Origin of the sequence: Streptomyces fuscigenes, from assembly GCF_021556455.1 — a bacterium.
Lineage (GTDB): Bacteria > Actinomycetota > Actinomycetes > Streptomycetales > Streptomycetaceae > Streptomyces > Streptomyces fuscigenes.
Genome location: NZ_JAKGCV010000081.1, coordinates 1 through 17,399, shown reverse-complemented (window position 1 = coordinate 17,399; position 17,399 = coordinate 1). Strand labels below are relative to the sequence as shown.

Genomic DNA, 17,399 nt, shown 5'->3' with positions numbered 1-17,399 from the left:
GAGGCGGCGCCCGAGGCGGCGTCCGTACCCGAGCCCGAAACCCCGTCGACGTCCGAGGCGGCCCCCGAGGCCGAGTCGGGGACCGCCGCGGGCTCTTCCGCCGTCGCGGCGGACGCGGCGGACGCGGCGGGCGCGGCGCGCGGTGCGGACGCGGCGGGCGGTGCCGGCGATGCGGGCGGACGCGTCCCGGAGGCGCTGCGCGCCGCGTACGACGCGGCGGGCGAGGCCCTGGGCGGGGCGGACGCGCCCGAACGGGCCGTGTACCTCGTCCTCGACCGATCCGGCTCCATGCGGTCCTTCTACAAGGAGGGCAGCGCCCAGCGCCTGGGCGAGCAGGTGCTCGCGCTGGCCGCGCACCTGGGCGCGACCGAGCCGGTGGTGCACACCGTGTTCTTCTCGACGGACATCGACGGCTCGGCGGACCTCTCGCTCGACGCGTACGAGAACGTCATCGACGAGACCCACGCGGGCCTCGGCCGCCTGGGGCGCACCAGCTACCACCGCGCCGTCGAGGAGGTCGTGGACCACTACGAGAAGTCGGCGGCCGCGGCGGCCGGGCGCCCCGCGCTCGTCGTGTTCCAGACCGACGGCGCGCCGGACGCCAAGCTCGTCGCGCGCCAGGCGCTCAGCGATGTGGCGGGCAAGTCGCTGGCCTGGGCGTTCGTCGCGTTCGGGCCGTACGACTCCAAGGCGTTCGACTTCCTGCGCAAGACGGAGCAGGAGATGGACCACGTGGGCTTCTTCCACGCCGGCCCCGAGCCGCACGAACTGCCCCACGCCGACCTCTACGCGGGCCTGGTCAGCGCATGGGAGGCGGCCGGGGGCCGCTGAACGGGGGGCAGCCGGCCGGCCGGGCAGCCGGCCGAACGAGCCGGGCCCGCGTGACGGACGCTCCGTACGAAGTGCCGTACGGAGCGTCCGTCGTGTCGAGCGCCTGCCGCTCACGCCGTCGCGGGGCGGTCGGACAAGCCGTCGCGCCGGACGCCGTACGGGGCGGCCGCGGGCCGCTACTGCTCCGCGCCGCCCACGACCAGCCGCTCCAGCGCCGCGCGGGCGCGGGCGTCGGAGCGGGCCCGCGCGGTGATCGCCTCGGCGAGCCGGCGTGCCCACTCGTCCATCTCCACCTGGGTGCGGGAGAGCACGACGCCGCGTACGACCTTGAGGATCTCCGGCACCAGCCGCCCGCGGGCCATGGTCAGCATCAGGCGTTCGTCGCCCAGGGCGATCTCGGCCCGTTCGACCCGCCCGGGGCGGCCCGACATCCGGTCCCCGACCGAGCGCTTGCGCTCCAGCTCCACGGAACCGGGCGGGAGGGCCTCGGCGAGGGAGCTGCCGAGCACCTGTGCGTACACGTCGAGGTCGGCCGCGTCCCTGCGCAGCGCCGCGGCCAGCAGTTCGACGGACGCGCCGGGCGTCGCCACGCCGTCGCCGCCCCGCCCGTCCGCGCCGTCCGCCGCGCCCTGTTCCTCGCCGCCCGTGCCGCTCATGCGCGACCTCCCCCTTCTCGTTCCATGGCCGTCCTCACTCCCGGCAGCCCGGCCGCCCCGGCCCGGCTGCTCCGTTCCCTCGACGGGTTCCCGCGCGCGGTTCAGCCGTCCAGGCTGAGCACCATCGTCGGCCGTGCGATCTCGTGGTCCTCACGCAGGGGCCGCACCGCGGTGCCGATGGAGAAGAACTCCGTGGTGTGCCCGCCCCAGCGGTGGTTGTGGGCGTTGAGCTGGACGCCGACGACCCCTTCCGCGTGCAGTTCCTCGGCCTCGGCCTGCATCCGGGCCATGGCCAGCTCGCGGGCGTCGTACAGGGCCTGCGTGAACCGTTCGATCTCGACGTTCTTGCCGAAGTTCGACAGCGCCGCGCCCATCCGCTGGTGCGCGACGTGGTAGACGCAGGTGCCCATCACCATGCCGAGCGGCGCGTATCCGGCCCTGATGAGCGTCCAGAAGTCCTGGCCGGACAGGTCGGAGGTGAACGGCTGGTCCTTGTTGTTGCGCCAGGACGTGCCGCCCGGCGCCGGCTCGTCGGCCTTCACCGCGGTGCCGATGGCGATGAACTCCGCGATGTCGTTGCCGAAGTCCCGCGCCTCCACGCTGAGCCGGACGCCGACGATGCCGTCGGCCCCGAGCTGCGCGGCCTCCGCCTCCATGCGGGTCATGGCCAGTTCGCGCGCGTGGTACATCGCCTGGCTGAGCGTCTCCAGCTCCTGGTTCTTGCTCCAGCGGCCGATCTGGATGCCGACGTGGTAGATCGAGCTGCCGAGCACCAGGCCGATCGGCCGGAAGCCTGCCTCCCTGACCAGCAGGAACTCGTTCACCGACAGGTCGCTGGTGAAGATCGACCCGGCCTTGCCGGGCGTCAGCTCGGCGAGCCTGCGCATGGCATCGGCGGGTACGCCTTCCTGCGAGGGTCCCGGTCCGGGCTCGGATTGCGTTGCGCTCACGTCGTCACCTCTGTCGTGTCCGCTGCGTCCTCCGCAGCGCTGTCCGGCGGATCGATGGGTCCTGCAACTTCCCTGGCGCGCCCGGCGTCGGCCGCCGTGGCCGCAGCCGTAGCCGTAGCCGTGCCGGCCGGAGCGCACGCCCGGCCCGGGCGCGGCGCGTCCGTCCCGTACGGCGCCCGTGTGGCGGCCGTCATCCCTGTTCGCCCAGGTCGCTCAGTTCCCGCACGAGGCGCGTCCGCTCCAGCGGGTCCCCGTACGGCGACGACTCCACGGCCGCCAGGCGCGCCCTGAGCCGGTCGGCGTGCCGGCCGAGCGGCAGGACCGCCAGCGTGCTCGGCTCCGCGGGGGAGCTGCGGAACGCGGCGACGGACGTGCCGATCATGGTCGAGTCCGCCACGTGGTCCCGCTGGTCGGGAACGCGCCAGCAGGCCGCTTCCCTTACGACCAGCGAGCCCGACGCGAGGATCACGCCGTCGCCGCCGCGGGAGCGCACCAGCTGGGCCAGCCGGCGCCGGGAGGACCCCCGCGCGCTCTGCACGAGCTGCGACCAGCCGTCGACCTCGGCGTTGCTCCAGCTGCTCGACTGGACGTTCGTCAGGAACGTGTCGTGCGTGACCGCGCGTGCCATGCCGACCAGCAGTTCCACGGGCACCCAGCCGTTGGAGACGAGCTTCGCGAAGCCCTGCCCGTCCAGGTGGCAGGTGAAGGGGCGCTTCGGGCGCACCGGGCCGCGCGCCCGCACGGCCGTGCCGATGACCTTGAACTCCAGGTAGCCCGGGTCCGTGGGGAACGGCGCGACGGTGAGTTCCGCGGCGACCACTCCGTCGCCGCCGAGCGCCGCGCACTCGCTGGTGAGCCGTTCGAGCGCGGTGCGCCGCGCCGCGTCGTAGCCCTCCACGCCGTAGAGGACGGTCTGCGCGGGCGCGCCCCGGTTCAGCAGGTCGGCGCCGGAGTAGCGGCAGTCGTAGACGTTCCAGATCTGGTAGACGGCCGAGCCCATCACCTGTCCGACGGGATCGAAGCCCACGGAGCGCACCGCCGCGAAGGCGCCCGTGGACAGCGCGGAGGACCACGTGCCCGAGCGCTGCACGCCCTCCAGCCGCTCCCGTGCGGCGGGCGGCAGCCCGACGCCGTCCCACTCTGGCGTCTCCGCTCCGCCCGACCGATCCGTCCGATCCGACCCACCTGCCACCGGACCACACCTCCTGCCGCCTCTGCGCCCGTCGCGCACCGTCGCGCGCGGGACCCGCAACCCGGGAGCCCCGAGACCCCTGCACCCGGAAGCCGAGGGCCCCGGAAAGCCCGGGGACCCGGCGAGCGGGAACTCCGGCGAGCCGGAAGCCCGCGGTCCCGCAAGCCCGGCGCACGGGATCCGAACACGGGCCCACGACGAGGAACGATCGGGAACGCGACGAAGATCCCGCAGCACTCCTGCCGCTCTCGCCGCTCTCCCGTACCGCTGTCCCGTTCCTCCCGCTCCGCACCCTAGACGCCCCGGCCCCCGTACACGGGGACAGGTGTCCAGTGTTCACCCCCGGGCGCCCGCACGGCAGTACGGAGCGGCCCGCCCACGGCGCGGAGCGGACCGGCCACGCACGGTTCCCGCGGCGCCGCGGCGGCCCGGGAAACGGTTGGGAGGCACCGGAACGCGGCGGATACCATTTCGAGCATGGCGGCCACAGAACCCGAAGCGCGGGGCGAGAAGACGTACTACGTCTCCACCCCCATCTATTACGTCAACGACGCTCCCCATCTGGGCCACGCCTACACGACCGTCGCAGGCGACGTGCTCACGCGCTGGCACCGGCAGCGCGGCGAGAAGGTGTGGTACCTCACCGGCACGGACGAGCACGGTCAGAAGATCCTGCGCACCGCCGAGGCGCACGGCGTCACTCCCCAGGAGTGGTGCGACAAGCTCGTCGAGGAATCGTGGCGCCCCCTGTGGACGCACCTCGACGTCGCGAACGACGACTTCATCCGCACCACGGAGAAGCGCCACACGGACCGGGTCCAGGAGTTCGTCCAGGACCTGTACGACAAGGACGAGATCTACAAGGGCGGCTACGAGGGCCCGTACTGCGTGAGCTGCGAGGAGTACAAGCTCCCCGGGGACCTCATCGAGGCCGAGGACGGCACGCAGCTGTGTGCCATCCACAAGAAGCCGGTGGACATCCTCCAAGAGGAGAACTACTTCTTCAAGCTCAGCGAGTACGGTCCGAAGCTGCTCGCGCACTACGAGGCGAACCCCGGGTTCATCCAGCCGGAGTCGGCGCGCAACGAGGTCGTGAACTTCGTCAAGCAGGGGCTGCAGGACCTGTCGATCTCCCGCTCGACGTTCGACTGGGGCGTCCCGGTCCCGTGGGACCCGAAGCACGTGATCTACGTGTGGATCGACGCGCTCCTCAACTACGCGACGGCCGTCGGCTACGGCGCCGACCAGACGAGGTTCGACGCGACCTTCCCCGCCGACGTGCACCTGGTGGGCAAGGACATCCTGCGTTTCCACGCGATCATCTGGCCGGCGATGCTGATGGCGAACGGCCTCCCGCTGCCCGGCAAGATCGCGGCGAACGGCTGGCTGCTCGTCGGCGGCGAGAAGATGTCGAAGTCCAACCTGACGGGCATCAAGCCGCAGGACCTGACGACGCACTTCGGCGTGGACGCCTACCGCTGGTACTTCCTGCGCGCGATCGCGTTCGGGCAGGACGGGTCCTTCTCGTGGGAGGACCTCAGCGCCCGCTACACCTCCGAGCTCGCGAACGACTACGGCAACCTCGCGTCCCGCGTCGCGGCCATGGTCGGCAAGTACTTCGGCGGGAAGCTGCCGGAGGCCACGGCCGGCGGCGACGCCGAGCAGGCCGTGCGCGACGGCCTGTCGAAGGCGGTCGCCGAGGCCGACCGGCGCATCGGCGAGGAGCTGGACTTCTCCGGCGGCATCGCGGCGATCTTCGACTTCGTGAAGCAGGTCAACGGCTACCTGACCGAGCAGGAGCCGTGGAAGGTGGCCAAGGACACCTCCGACGAGGGCCAGGCGCGGCTCGCCACGATCCTGTACACGGCGGCCGAGTCGCTGCGTGCGATCGCGGTCCTGCTGAACCCGGTCATGCCGGACACCAGCCAGAAGCTGTGGGACTCGCTCGGCGCGGCCGAGTCGCTGGGCGCGCTCGCCGACCAGCGCATCGCGGACACCGCCACGTGGGGCCGGCTGCCCGCCGGGGCCACGGTCACCAAGGGCGCGGTGCTCTTCCCCCGCCTGGAGGAGCCCCCGACGGCCTGACCGTCCCGACCGTCGCGTCCTTCGCGACGGACGTACGCGAGGAGGCCGGTCCCGGTTTGCCGGGGCCGGCCTCCGGCGTCGCGCGACGGGGCCGACGCCCGGGGACGGCCGGGTGTTCAGCGCCCGGGGCGGCCGAAGCGGACCGGGACGCCCGGCGAGTACAGCACGCTCGCGGGCGGCCCGAGCGGCGCGTCGAGGCCCGCCGCCGCGATCAGCGTCTCGCGGCATTCGAGCAGCTCCGCGCGGTGCAGCGGCCAGCGCGGGTGGGTGTTCGGCAGGTGTGCGAGCCCGCGGCCGCGGGTCGTGTGCAGCGCCCAGCGTGCCGTGAGGAAGTGTTCGAGGGGCGTCGGCTCGGCGATCGCTTCGCCCGCCCTGATGCGGATCCGCGCGGCGGCGCCGACCGGCCCGGGCCAGCGCCTGCCGCTCGTGTACGTGAGTACGCTCCCGCCGGGGTCCTCGCGGCGGACGCGCATCCGCGCCCAGGTGTACGGCAGCCGGAACCCGGCCCGCGCGACGAGTACGGGCACCAGCCTGGCGGCCTCCAGGGAGCGGAACACCACGGCGCGGCGGCCCTGTCCGTCCACGGAGTACAGCCGCACGTTCGTCTCGGGGAACGTCCCGAAGTAAGGCACCGCGGGCAGGCCGAGGAAACCGATCCCGTACATCCGGAACGCGATCAATCCCACGTATGTCGTGCCCTCGAACAGGTCCGGCCGGGTGCCCGCCGGCAGGAGGGGCGCCACGGCGGCGGGGTCCACCGCCCAGTGGAGCATCGCGAGGTCCTGCCACTCCTGGGTGAGCAGCGTGCGCGTGCGCAGGGGCGGTCCGTCGGGGGCGACGGGCTCGGGGTCGGGGGGTCCGGGCGTGACGTGTTCGGGCGTGACGGGTTCAGGGGCGGCGGGCTCGGGTGCGCTGTGCTCCGGGCTGTCCATCCGGCCAGGATCGCAGAGTGAAGGGCGCGAGGGCGGCTGGTCGTTGACGGGTGTTGCGGGCGGGCCGCCCCGGCTGCCCGCGGAGTCGCGCGGCCCCGCGCTCACCAGGGCACGGAATCACCCTGCGCTCGAAGGTGCGCCGTCCAGGTGTGCCGCGATGCATCTGAACGCCCCGGCGTTGCCTTCGAACAGATGCGCCTTCAGGCCCGCCGCCTGGGCCGCCCGTACGTTCTCCGTCAGATCGTCGATGAACAGGCAGTCCTCCGGCCGGGCGTCCAAAGCGGCGCAGGCGGCCTCGAAGGCACGCGGGTCGGGTTTCGCGACGCCTATTTCGTGAGAGTAGAGAATCCGCTCCACCAGTTCGTCGAATCCGTAGAGCTCGGTCTCCCGCTCGCGGGCGCCGACGAAGCTGTTGCTCAGGATGCCCAGTCGGCAGCTTCCGCGGAGTCCGCGCACGTAGTCGATGAGCTCCTCGTTCGCCGTCCCCACATACTCGTGCCAGAAATCCTCCATGAAGGCGTCGGCGTGAGCGGAGTCGATACCGAGGCGGGCCGACAACTGGTCGCGGACCTCGCGCTCGCCGATGTGCCCGAGGCTGCCGCCCCGCCACACGTCGTGCATCCGCTCGTCGACGGCGCCCGGAGGCATCCCGAGCCGTTCCTCCCACCGCCCCAGCCAGCCCGTTTCCGGCGTGATCTCCAGCACGCCGCCAATGTCGAGAATGACGCAGGCTTCGACCATCTGAGCTCCCCTTCCCGTGACGGTCCCGCCGATCATGTCGGCCGCGACGATCCTGCCGAGCGGGCCCCGGCGGCCCGTCCCCCCGGACAAGAGACAGCATCTTCCCTCCCCATGGGGCAAGGTCAAGGTTTTCGGGAAGAGGGCGCACGCCTGTCGTGCCGGCAGGCGCGCGCCTGTCGCGTCGGCCCTGTGCGAGGGCTCCTCACCACGGTGCAGACCCCGGCGATGCGGACAGGTGTCGGCGTGTCCCGGCCAGTCCTGCCGACGCCGATGCCGACGCTGATGCCGTCGTCCCCGTCCCCCTCACCGTCGATGCCGTTGCTGTCGTCGCTGTCGCCGTCCCCCGCACCACCGACGCCGCCGCCGGAGTCGACGGGCGGCAGTCGCGGCACGTGCCCGGTTCGGGGGAGCGGAAGGCGCGGTCGCAGAGGTCGCAGGTCTGGAAGGGGTGGTGGACCGGCGGCGGGGGCTCCGGTTCGCGGAACGGCGGCGGTGGCGGCAGTTGCGCCGTGAGCCGGTGGGCCAGGAGGGCGGCGGCCCGCCGGGGGCCTTCGGGCGGGAGGCCGGTCGTCAGCGCGTGCCGTACGGCGTCGGGGTGCACGTCCCGTTCGAGCCAGGCCGCGACACCGGGGGCGAGGTGCGCCGCGTCGCAGGCGGACAGCAGGAGACGGGGGTCCGCGTGGTGCAGGCCGGTCAGGAGGTCCGTGGCGGTGCCGAGGAGGGGCGCGGTGGGGAAGCAGGGCTCCGGTACGGCGGGCAGGGGGTGTCTTCCGCGCGTCCTGCGCTGTCGGCCGGAGCGGTCGAGGTGATCGGGCTGATCGGAGCGGCCGAGGTGATCGGGCTGATCTGGGTGATCGGGGTGGTGGAGGTGGTCGGGGTGATCGGGATGGCCAAGATGGTCGGGATGGTCGGGATCCCCGAGATGGTCGAGGTGGACGGGTTGGCTGGGGTTGCCGGGTTGGCTGGGGCGCCCTGGCCCGGCGGCGGTGGCGGAGGCCGGTTGCGTGCCGAACGGTCGGGCGGCGCATGCCTCGGGGGCCGGTTGGGCGCCGGTGGCCGGGGCGGGCCGGGCCGTCGCTGGGAGGCGGCGCCGGGACGGCGGGAGCTGTTCGCCGGCCGGGGCCTGCTGCCGTGCCGCCGCACGCGGCTGGTTGCAGGAGACCGTGCGCGTGACGATCCGGCCGCCGGGCATGCGCGCCCGTTCGCGGCGCAGGTAGTGGTGGGCCTCCAGTTCGCGCAGGGCGGCGGCGATGCGGGCCGCGCCCTCGGGGAAGCGCTCCGTGAGGCTCTTGATGTCGATGCGCGCGCCGGCGGGCAGCGACTGGATGTGCACCGCGAGGCCGATGGCGAGCAGCGAGAGTTCGGCGTGCTGCGCGAGGTGGTTGCCGATCACCGTGAAGCGGCTCGTGTGACGGGAGTTGTCGTGCGTGACGCCGAAGGCGCGTTCGGCGGGCGGCCGAACGCGGGAGTGCCGCGTCGCCCGGGCGGGGGGTTCGTCGGCGGCAACGGCTGACTGGGCGTGCGGGTGCACGCTAGGGTCGGGGGTACCCATCGGGAAGGCTCTTCTTCCTCGGTGGTCAGGCCCTCGATCGGGATTGCGAGTCCCGGCCGGGGGCCGACGTATGTCTGGGAATGCTCTGCTTGTCGCGCTGAGCGTAGAGCAGTCGAGGTATGGGAAATCCAGCCGAGCCGGTGATGTTCACCCGCCCGAGTGAGTCCCGCCCCTGGCTCCGGTGACGGGCGGAGGGGTGGGCTCGGCGGGGGTTCTTTCCCTCTGGTGTTCCTTGGGGAAGGCGCCCGGGGCACCGGAGCACGGGAATCCGGGTTCCGGTGCCCCGGCATGCGGGACGCAGCCATGCGGAGCCGGGAATTCCGGTGTCGCGAGGCGCAGTTCGGCCCACACGGTCTTGCGCGGAAAGGGGCCGTCCGCGACTCCCCAGCGGTGGGCGAGTGCGTCCACGAGCAGCAGGCCGCGACCCGATTCGGCATCCGGTCGCGGCCGTCGGAGTTCGGGCAGGCGCTCACCCCGCGCGTCCGCCACTTCGATGCGGAGGACGTCCCCGGCCAGGCGGAGGGTGAGCCTGAAGTCCCGTCCCTGGACCCGGCCGTGGGAGACGGCGTTGGCCGCCAGCTCGGCGACGAGGAGCCGTGCGGGATCCGAGGGGAGCCCCCAGTCCCGCAGTTGCGTGTCCGCGAGCAGACGCGCGAGGCGGGCGCCCCGGGGTGTGGACGACAACAGCACGCTGAAGTCGAGGTCGGCCGGACGGTGTTCGGACACGCGCCCGCATGCGGGCCGGGCGGGGGAGGCGAGAGGTTCCTGGTTCACGTCACCGAGAGTGGCCGCCGCGGCCTACCGTGGGGAGTGACAGGGCCGTTGCGTACGGTGACTGTCCGGGGCTTGTCCGGCGCTGTCCGGACTGTCGGCACGGGCGGCACGGGTAGCGCGCGAGGGTGACGGACGCGGTGCCGCGGTGCGAGGAAAGGACGCCGATGCCGGTGTACAGCGGGGTGGCGAGCGGGACGGACCGGGACGGGGCGGGGCGCGAGAACGCCCACGAGCCGGGCTGGGAGGTGGACCCGGACGACGACTGGGGCGTGGCCGTGATCGCCACCGTGGGGCGGCAGTTGAAGCTGCGGCGCGAGGCGGTGGGGATGCGCGCGCCCGACTTCGCGGCCGCCGTGGGGTACGGGGAGGACCTGGTCTACAAGATCGAGGGCGGGAAGCGCATCCCCCGGCCCGAGTACCTGGACAAGGCCGACGAGGTGCTGGGCGCGGGCGGCCTGCTCGCCGCGATGAAGGAGGACGTCGGGCGGGTCCGGTACCCGAAGAAGGTACGGGAGCTGGCGAAGCTGGAGGCCACGGCCGTCGAGATCGGCGTGTACGAGTGCAACATCGTCGCCGGGCTCCTGCAGACCCCGGAGCACGCGCGTGCCGTGATCCGGGCCGCGCAGCCGCCGTACTCACCGGACGACGTGGAACGCATGGTGGCCGCCCGCCTGGCCCGCCAGTCGGTCTTCGACCGCGACCCGGCACCGTCCATCCATTTCGTCCTGGAAGAGGCGCCGCTGCGCCGGCCCATCGGAGGGACAATGGTGTGGCGTCGCCAACTCGAACGCCTGCTGGTTGTCGGGCGGTTGCACCATGTCGTCCTCCAGGTCATGCCGCTGCACTGTGAAACGCACTCCGGATTGGACGGCAGGATCGAGATGCTGAAGTTCGGGGACGGTACGGCCGTAGGGCGCTCGGACGGTGCCTTCAACGGCCGCCCGACCACCGATCCCAGGCAGCTTCGTATCCTTGAGTTGCGCTACGGCACCATCCGCGCGCAGGCCCTGCCGCCGCGCGAGTCGCTGGCCTTCATCGAGAGACTGCTGGGAGAGACATGATGCGCACGGTGTCCGGACGGCACGCGCCCGAACTGGCCTGGTTCAAGAGCAGCTACAGCGGCGGGAACGACGGCAACTCCTGCGTGGAGGTCGCCGCGACCCCCGGGACGGTCCACGTCCGCGACTCCAAGGACGTCGACGGCGCACGCCTGGCGCTCACGCCCGGCGCCTGGGTCCGTTTCGTGGGGTACGCCTCGGGGTCGTGAGGACTCGGCCTCGCGGACGCACGTTCTGCGCCGCCGATGCGCCACCGCGCCGTCACGGCCCGTCCGTCGGCGCGCACCGGCCGCCGGCGGACGGAGCGGAGACGCCGGCTGCGGGGCACCGCCCGGTCGGCCCGGCTGCGGGGCACCGCCCGGGCTCGCCTCGTCCGCCCACCGTCGGCGCCCGTCCCCCGTCCCCGGCCCCCCGTCCCCGCTACGGTCCGCCTCAGCTCGCCAGCGACGCGGCGTCGCCCATCACCACGACCGGGTGGCTCTCCGGGTCCAGCGTCCGCAGCAACTGCCTGATGTGGTCCTTCGAGATCGAGACGCAGCCCTGCGTGGGACCGCCGTGGTCGACGTGGATCCAGATGCCGCCGCCGCGCTCCGTGCCCATCGGTTTGTCCAGGTCGAGCGGGCTCGTGCCGGGGTCGCGGTTGTAGTTGATGGCGACGACGTAGTCGAAGGCGCCCGCCAGCGGCTCGCCGTCGAACCCGCGCCCGTACGCGGTGAAGTGGAAGCTGTGGTCGTAGGGCAGCTTGGTGCCGGGGTCGGGCTCCTTGCCGCCCGCGTCCGTCAGGGAGAAGACCCCGATGGGCGAGCGCCGGTCGTCGACCATGTGGTGCGCCGTCCAGCCGCGCAGCGCGTTGTGCGCGGGCCAGACGTCCAGGGCGGGGCGCCACGGCGCATCCGCGTCGGTCCGCTCGTAGAGGCGGAAGGTCGCGGTGTTGGTGTCGTGGCCCGCACCCGTGACCACGACGGCCTGGCGGGTGGTGGAGGGGATCCGCGCGGTCATGCGGGGGCCGACCCCGGGGAGTGTCGGCGACGCCTGGTCGGGGATGCGGGCGCTGAGCGCGGAACGGGTCTCGGAGCGGTTGGCCTTGCCGTCGTCGCCCGCGCCCTGGCCGCCGTGGCCGGAAGTCCCGGCGGCGTCCGGCTGCCCGGCCGAGCGGTCTCCCGTGCTCTCGTGGTGCCCGCCCGCGGTGCCCGCCGTGCCGCAGCCGGCGAGCAGCAGCCCGCCGACGAGCAGGGCGGCGGCCGGCCGGGATCCGCCCCGCAGCGCGCGGAGGAGGCCGGGTCGGACGGACGGGTGAGACATGGTGAGCCCTTCGGCGGTACGAAGCCGCCCAGGGGCCCGTACGGACCGCGTACGGATCCTGCGGCGGCACCTGCTGGTGCGTGGCGTCGCGGCACCCGGCGGATCCGGTGCCCCTGGCACCCGACCGACGCGTGACGCCCCGCCGGACATGCGGTGCGCGTCCCCCCGTACAAGACGGTGTCCGCCGCAAGGCGTCGCACCGGCCCGCACAGGATAGCGGCCTGCACACACCGGGTGATGGGCGGCCGTGAATGGTCACGGTACGTCAAGACGGTGAGGTCCCCGGACGGCCGGACCCCGCGAAATCGACGGGACGGGAGCGGAGGTGCCCGGACCTGGCCGGTTGCGGTGACGCGCCGCGCCGGACGTCCGGCGCCGGACGGGGGACGTGTCGGCCGCGGGCCCCGGGCCGGACGGCGGAGGACCGTGACGGAGGCGCGCCGCGCCGCGCGGCCGGGCCGGACAGACGTGCGGAGGGGCCCGCGTACGCGGGTGACCTGACGCGGGCCCGGGGTGGCACGGGTTCGACATGAGACGAAAGCCCCGGCCTGACGCGGCCCCGGCCTGACGCGGCCCCGGCCTGACGCGGGCCCGGCGTGGCTCGGGTTCGACATGAGACACGGGTCCGGGCGCCGCCCCGGGGCGCGGAGGGCGCGGACGGGAGCCCCGGACCGACAAAGATCCTTGGCACGGTTCCCGTCACCGGGCCTGCCCTGCGACGATGGACGCAGATGTTCACGGTCCGCACGGGCCCAGGTGGGAGGACAACCTCACGTGGCAGAAGTCTTCTTGCGTCACCTGAGCAGGTGGCAGGCCGAGCAGCAGCAGGAAGCCCTCGCGGATGAATTCGTCGAGACGTACCACCGCGCTCACGGCGCGGAGTACGAGGACCGGCAGGCGTTCCTGACCGCGTTCCGCCGCGCGTTCAGCCGGGACGGGTTCGACATGGTCGTCGCGGGGTCCGGCGGCCGCACGGCCGGGCACGCCTACGGCTACCTCATCGACCGCTCGGGCGACTGGTGGCGGGACCTGCGCACCGAGGAGCCGTGGGACGTGGAGGAACTGACCGTATCCGGCCAGGTGTTCGCCCTCGCGGAGCTGACCGTACGGCCGCCCTACCGGCGGATGGGAGTGGCCGGACGGCTGCTCGACGCGCTCCTCGCCCGTACGGACGCGGCACTGGCCGTCACGCGCGCGGACCCCGGCAACGAGGGTGCGGCCGCGTCCCTCACCGCCTGGGGCTGGGTGCGGCTGGGCACGGCAGGGGCGGACGACCCGCACGTGCCGTCCGTCGGCACCGGGCGGGCCACCGAGGTCTGGGGACGCGCCCTGCGTCCCTGACGGCGGCGACGAGTCCGGGCCCGGGCCCGGGTCCGGGGTTGCCTCTGCCTCTGTTGCGGTTCCGGGGCCGCCTCTGCCTCTGGTCCGGGTCTGCGTCTGGTTCCGGATCCGGGGCTGCCTCCGGTTCCGGGTCTGCCTCTGCGTCTGGATCCGGATCCGGATCTGCCTCTGGTTCCGGGTCCGGGGCCGCGTCCGGATCCGTGTCCGCATCCGGGTCCTGAGCGGCGGCTGAGCCGCGCGGGAGCAACGGGACGGAGCGCGGGTGTGCGCCCTCCTCGCTCCCGGCCGCCCCCCGGGACCCTCCGGGACGGCCCTGATTCTCAACAACGCTTCGTAGACTGCCGGTTGGCCACGGCACGACCGGCTGCCCGCCGGTGTCGCGGAGCGACGGCAACCGCCGTACGGGGAGCGCGGCGTGACGTGCGCGTGCGCGTGTACGCCGTTCTCCCACCCCTCCCACCGAGGAGATCCGTATGGCAGAACCCATCGTCCACGACCTCGTCGGGGTCGGCATCGGGCCCTTCAACCTGTCGCTCGCGGCGCTCGCCGACGCCGCACCCGGCCTGAGCGCGCTCTTCCTCGACGCCAAGCCCGCCTTCTCCTGGCACCCGGGACTGCTGCTCGACGGCACGGTGCTGCAAGTCCCCTTCCTCGCGGACCTGGTGACGCTGGCCGACCCCACCAGCCGCTGGACGTACCTCAACTACCTGCGGGAACACGACCGGATGTTCCCGTTCTTCTTCTCCGAGCGCTTCCACATACCCCGCCGCGAGTACGACCACTACTGCCGCTGGGTCGCGAACTCCCTGCCGTCGTGCCGGTTCGGCGCGCAGGTCACGGACATCACACCCGACGAGGGCGCGTCGGCGCTGGCGGTCACGTTCCGGTCCGGGCCTGGATCCGCCACGACCCGCGTCCTGGCCCGCCAGGTGGTGCTGGGCGTGGGGACGCAGCCGGTGGTGCCGCAGCCGCTGCGCCGGTACGTCCGTGCCGCGGCGCACGCCGGGCGCGTGCTGCACAGCGCCGACTACCGCACCCACCGCGCGGAACTGGCACGCGCCCGCGACGTGACCGTCGTCGGCGGCGGCCAGTCCGGCGCGGAGATCGTGCTGGACCTGCTGCGGCACTACACGGAACCGGATCCGCGACCGGATCCGCGACCGCACCCGGGAGCGCACCCGCGACCGCACCCGGGAGCGGAGACGGCACCGGACACGGCACCGGAGACGGCACCGGCACCGGAACCGGGCGCGGCGGGCGAACGCGGCCCGCACGGAGGCCCGTTCGTGCGATGGGTGGCCCGGACCCCGGCCTTCGCGCCGATGGAGTACTCCAAGATCGGGCTTGAGCACTTCACACCCGACTACGTCCGCTACTTCCGCGCGCTGCCGGAGGACAGACGCGACCAGCTCTTGGCACGGCAGTGGCAGCTCTACAAGGGCGTCAGCGAGGAGACGCTCGCCGACATCCACGACCTGCTGTACGAGCGCACGATCGGCGGCGCGCCCGCGCCGGCCTCCCTGCACCCGGGCGTCACGGTCGCCGGCATCAGTGCGCTGGAGGAGGGCGGGTACGAACTGGCGTGCCGCCACGACGAACAGGGCACGTCGTTCACGGTGCGCACCGACGCGGTGGTCAGCGCGACCGGATACGCGGCCGTCCGCCCTCCGTTCCTGGACGGCATGGTCAAGCTGATCGACTGGGACGAGAAGGGCCGCTACCGCATCGACGGCTCGTACCGGGTGGCGCTCGAACCGGGGGTGCCCGGCGCGTTGTACGTCCAGAACGCGGAACTGCACACGCACGGCGTCGGCGCGCCCGACCTGACGCTCGGCGCGTGGCGGGCGGCGACGATCCTCAACGCGGTCGCCGGCAGGACGGTTCTGCGGGTGCCGGAGCAGGCGGCCTGGACGACGTTCGGCGCACCGCCGCCCGACGTGCGGGGCCCGGCGCTGCCCGGTGGGGCGGGGGACGCCGCCCAGCCGGGGTAGGCCGGCCTCCTCTCGCCGTCGGGGCGGGACGGAGTGGGACGGCGGGACGGCGGGACGGCGGGACGGGGCGCGGGGCGCCGGCGCGGGGTTCTCGTGCGGCCGGCACGGGCTCAGGACGCGGCGCCCGCCCCGAGGTCCGTGCCGATCTGCCGCAGGACCCGCCCGGCGCCGGTGTAGCCGATGCCGAGCATCCAGAGGTTGTCGTCCACGGCGAACACCCTCTTGTGGCGCACGGCCTTGAGCCCGTGCCACAGGGGGCCGCCGACGATGCCGGTCTCCCGGGCCTTCGCCGGGTCCCCGTAGGTCGAGTGGAAGATCACGTCGGCGTCGGCGCGGTCGATCCGCTCGGGTGAGACGTCCAGGGAGAAGCCGTTCCTGTCCTGGTCGGCGGGGCGGCCGAGGCCGAGGTCGTGGAAGATCGAGCCGACGAACGTGTCGTTGAGGTACAGCCGGGTGTCGGCGCCCTCGACGAACCTGACGAAGGCCACCTTCGTCCTCGCCGCCTCGGCCGCGCCGCCGATCGAGGTGACCACCTGGCGCACCCGGGTCGTGTACGCCTTCTCGACCTGGGCGGCGCGGCCGGTGCGGTCCAGGGCGCGGGCGTGGAGCGTGAAGTTCTGCCGCCAGGTGGGGCCGGTGGTGTCGGTGAACACGGTCGGGGCGATCGCCGACAGCTGGGCGTAGCTCTTCCCGTCCCGGGCCCTGCTGCCGAGGATGAGGTCGGGCTTCAGAGCGGCGACGCGCTCCAGGTCGGGCGAGCCGATCACGCCGACGGGCCGGGTCCGGGCCGTTTCGTCCTTCGGCAGGTACGTGGAGACGGGCGCGCCCGCCGCGACGGTGGTGGCGCCGACGGGACGGACGCCCAGGGTGACAGCGGAGTCGAGAGCGTCCGTGTCGAGCACCACGACCCGGTCCGGGTGCGGCGGCACGGCGACGTCGCCCATGACGGTGTGAAGCGTCCGGGTCGCGTTGTGGGCGCCCGCGCCGGTGGCGCCGGACTTCCCGCCGCCCGCGCCCGTACCGCCGCCGCACGCGGCGAGGCCGAGTCCGAGCCCGAGGGCGGCGACGGTGGCCGCCGTCCGCCGGGCCGCGCGGCGGCACGCGCCCGGGCGTCGACTGGAGCGGAACCGGAACGCCATGGAGCGCCTCCCCCGTGAGGTGGTCGAAGCGGAGTCGAGCGGGCCGAAGCCGTGAAGGCCGGAGCGCGGTCGTGCCTGCCGGACAGCCGCGGTGGCGTACGCGGAGTCGAGCGGGCAGGGCCGGCCGGAGCGGGTCGTGGTGGTCGGCGTGACACGGCCGGAGCCGCGGTGGCCGGCGCGACGTGGCCGAGGCCGGGGCCGTGGGCGTCGGAGCGAGGCGAACCTAACCGACGGGAAGGGGCGCCAACAAGAAGGCATCCGCGGCGGCCCGGCTGCTTCCGGACCCTGTTCGACCGGCCGTCCGACCGCCTCTCCGCGGCTCGCCTCCTGCTGTTCGTCGAACTGTTCGTTCCGCCGTTCATCCGGCTGCCCCGTCCGGGCTGCCCGTCCGGGTTGCCCGACCGGGCCGCCTGCCCGGGTTGCCCGTCCGGCTCCGCCCGGGGGCCCCGCGCGCCAGGGCGCCGGCGTGTGGCGATCCGGCTCGCACGTTTTTTCGTCCCACCCGCAACCCCGGCCCGCCCCGCACGTCTGTCGTGGTGGAGGCGCCTCCCGCCCGAGACCCACACGACCAACCGACCGAACGATTCGAGGAACCGCATGTCAGCTCAGCACTCCGGAACCGACCGCCGCACCCCCCGCGGCCGGCTGCGACTCGTGGCGGGCATCTCCGCCGCCGCGGCGGCGCTGGCCCTCGGCGGTGCCGCGGCGGCCTTCGCCGACGGACCCTCCCCCGTACCGTCCACGGCCAAGGCAGCCCCGGCCCCCGCCAAGGCCGCGCCCGCCCCGGTCAAGGCCGTCCCCGCTCCGGCGAAGGCCGCTCCCGCCCCGGTCAGGGCGGTGCCGTCGCCGGCGAAG

15 protein-coding genes and 1 pseudogene are annotated in these 17,399 nt (G+C 73.8%); 8 read left to right on the top strand and 8 right to left on the bottom strand.

What is annotated here, in order from left to right; translation table 11 throughout:
• On the top strand, positions 1-831 hold an 831-nt coding region (locus L1885_RS10295), incomplete at its 5' end, for a VWA domain-containing protein (protein ID WP_235796735.1).
• Positions 832-1,007: 176 nt separating this feature from the next.
• On the opposite strand, the gene L1885_RS10290 is transcribed toward L1885_RS10295, so the two are convergent.
• The 3 genes from L1885_RS10290 to L1885_RS10280 all read right to left on the bottom strand — a co-directional run bounded on the left by L1885_RS10290 (position 1,008) and on the right by L1885_RS10280 (position 3,629).
• On the bottom strand, positions 1,008-1,487 hold the full coding sequence (locus tag L1885_RS10290) for a hypothetical protein (protein ID WP_235796734.1): 480 nt from the start codon (positions 1,485-1,487) through the stop codon (positions 1,008-1,010).
• Positions 1,488-1,588: 101 nt separating this feature from the next.
• Entirely contained in the window at positions 1,589-2,437 is an 849-nt protein-coding gene (locus L1885_RS10285; RefSeq protein ID WP_235796733.1) for a heavy metal-binding domain-containing protein, read from the bottom strand.
• Positions 2,438-2,627: 190 nt separating this feature from the next.
• Positions 2,628-3,629: a hypothetical protein gene (locus L1885_RS10280; RefSeq protein WP_235796732.1), complete on the bottom strand. Its 1,002-nt coding sequence runs from the start codon at positions 3,627-3,629 to the stop codon at positions 2,628-2,630.
• A 477-nt stretch (positions 3,630-4,106) separates the two neighbouring features.
• Here L1885_RS10280 and metG point away from each other — a divergent pair, with 477 nt between their 5' ends.
• Entirely contained in the window at positions 4,107-5,714 is a 1,608-nt protein-coding gene (metG, locus tag L1885_RS10275) for a methionine--tRNA ligase (protein ID WP_235796731.1), read from the top strand.
• 116 nt (positions 5,715-5,830) lie between these two features.
• Here the strand turns inward: metG and L1885_RS10270 are convergent, their stop codons facing one another.
• A complete protein-coding gene (locus L1885_RS10270) occupies positions 5,831-6,646 on the bottom strand; it encodes a YqjF family protein (RefSeq protein ID WP_235796730.1) in 816 nt (271 codons plus the stop codon).
• A 117-nt stretch (positions 6,647-6,763) separates the two neighbouring features.
• Complete coding sequence (locus L1885_RS10265; protein ID WP_235796729.1) at positions 6,764-7,387, bottom strand: HAD family hydrolase; 624 nt, start codon at positions 7,385-7,387, stop codon at positions 6,764-6,766.
• 517 nt (positions 7,388-7,904) lie between these two features.
• On the opposite strand from L1885_RS10265, the gene L1885_RS29375 reads away from it, so the two are divergent.
• A complete protein-coding gene (locus L1885_RS29375; protein WP_372481907.1) occupies positions 7,905-8,900 on the top strand; it encodes a hypothetical protein in 996 nt (331 codons plus the stop codon).
• A 186-nt stretch (positions 8,901-9,086) separates the two neighbouring features.
• On the opposite strand, the gene L1885_RS10255 is transcribed toward L1885_RS29375, so the two are convergent.
• Positions 9,087-9,713 carry an ATP-binding protein gene (locus tag L1885_RS10255; protein ID WP_372481906.1) on the bottom strand — a complete coding sequence of 209 codons (627 nt, stop codon included), beginning with the start codon at positions 9,711-9,713 and terminating at the stop codon, positions 9,087-9,089.
• Positions 9,714-9,877: 164 nt separating this feature from the next.
• On the opposite strand from L1885_RS10255, the gene L1885_RS10250 reads away from it, so the two are divergent.
• Together L1885_RS10250 and L1885_RS10245 are read left to right on the top strand one after the other, a co-directional pair.
• On the top strand, positions 9,878-10,774 hold the full coding sequence (locus tag L1885_RS10250) for a helix-turn-helix domain-containing protein (protein WP_235796728.1): 897 nt from the start codon (positions 9,878-9,880) through the stop codon (positions 10,772-10,774).
• Positions 10,771-10,980 carry a DUF397 domain-containing protein gene (locus L1885_RS10245; RefSeq protein WP_235796727.1) on the top strand — a complete coding sequence of 70 codons (210 nt, stop codon included), beginning with the start codon at positions 10,771-10,773 and terminating at the stop codon, positions 10,978-10,980. Before L1885_RS10250 ends, L1885_RS10245 begins: the two co-directional genes overlap by 4 nt.
• A gap of 223 nt (positions 10,981-11,203) precedes the next feature.
• Here L1885_RS10245 and L1885_RS10240 read toward each other — a convergent pair whose 3' ends face one another.
• A complete protein-coding gene (locus L1885_RS10240) occupies positions 11,204-12,073 on the bottom strand; it encodes a L,D-transpeptidase family protein (protein ID WP_235796726.1) in 870 nt (289 codons plus the stop codon).
• Positions 12,074-12,847: 774 nt separating this feature from the next.
• Between L1885_RS10240 and L1885_RS10235 the strand changes: the two genes are divergently transcribed.
• Both L1885_RS10235 and L1885_RS10230 read left to right on the top strand, forming a co-directional pair.
• Positions 12,848-13,414, top strand: a complete 567-nt coding sequence (locus L1885_RS10235) for a GNAT family N-acetyltransferase (RefSeq protein ID WP_235796724.1) — start codon at positions 12,848-12,850, stop codon at positions 13,412-13,414.
• Between the two features lie 473 nt (positions 13,415-13,887).
• On the top strand, positions 13,888-15,405 hold the full coding sequence (locus L1885_RS10230; protein ID WP_235796722.1) for a lysine N(6)-hydroxylase/L-ornithine N(5)-oxygenase family protein: 1,518 nt from the start codon (positions 13,888-13,890) through the stop codon (positions 15,403-15,405).
• A 110-nt stretch (positions 15,406-15,515) separates the two neighbouring features.
• Here L1885_RS10230 and L1885_RS10225 read toward each other — a convergent pair whose 3' ends face one another.
• On the bottom strand, positions 15,516-16,544 hold the full coding sequence (locus tag L1885_RS10225) for an ABC transporter substrate-binding protein (RefSeq protein WP_235796721.1): 1,029 nt from the start codon (positions 16,542-16,544) through the stop codon (positions 15,516-15,518).
• A 597-nt stretch (positions 16,545-17,141) separates the two neighbouring features.
• Between L1885_RS10225 and L1885_RS10220 the strand changes: the two are divergent.
• Positions 17,142-17,399: pseudogene (locus L1885_RS10220) on the top strand (hypothetical protein); the annotation flags it as partial.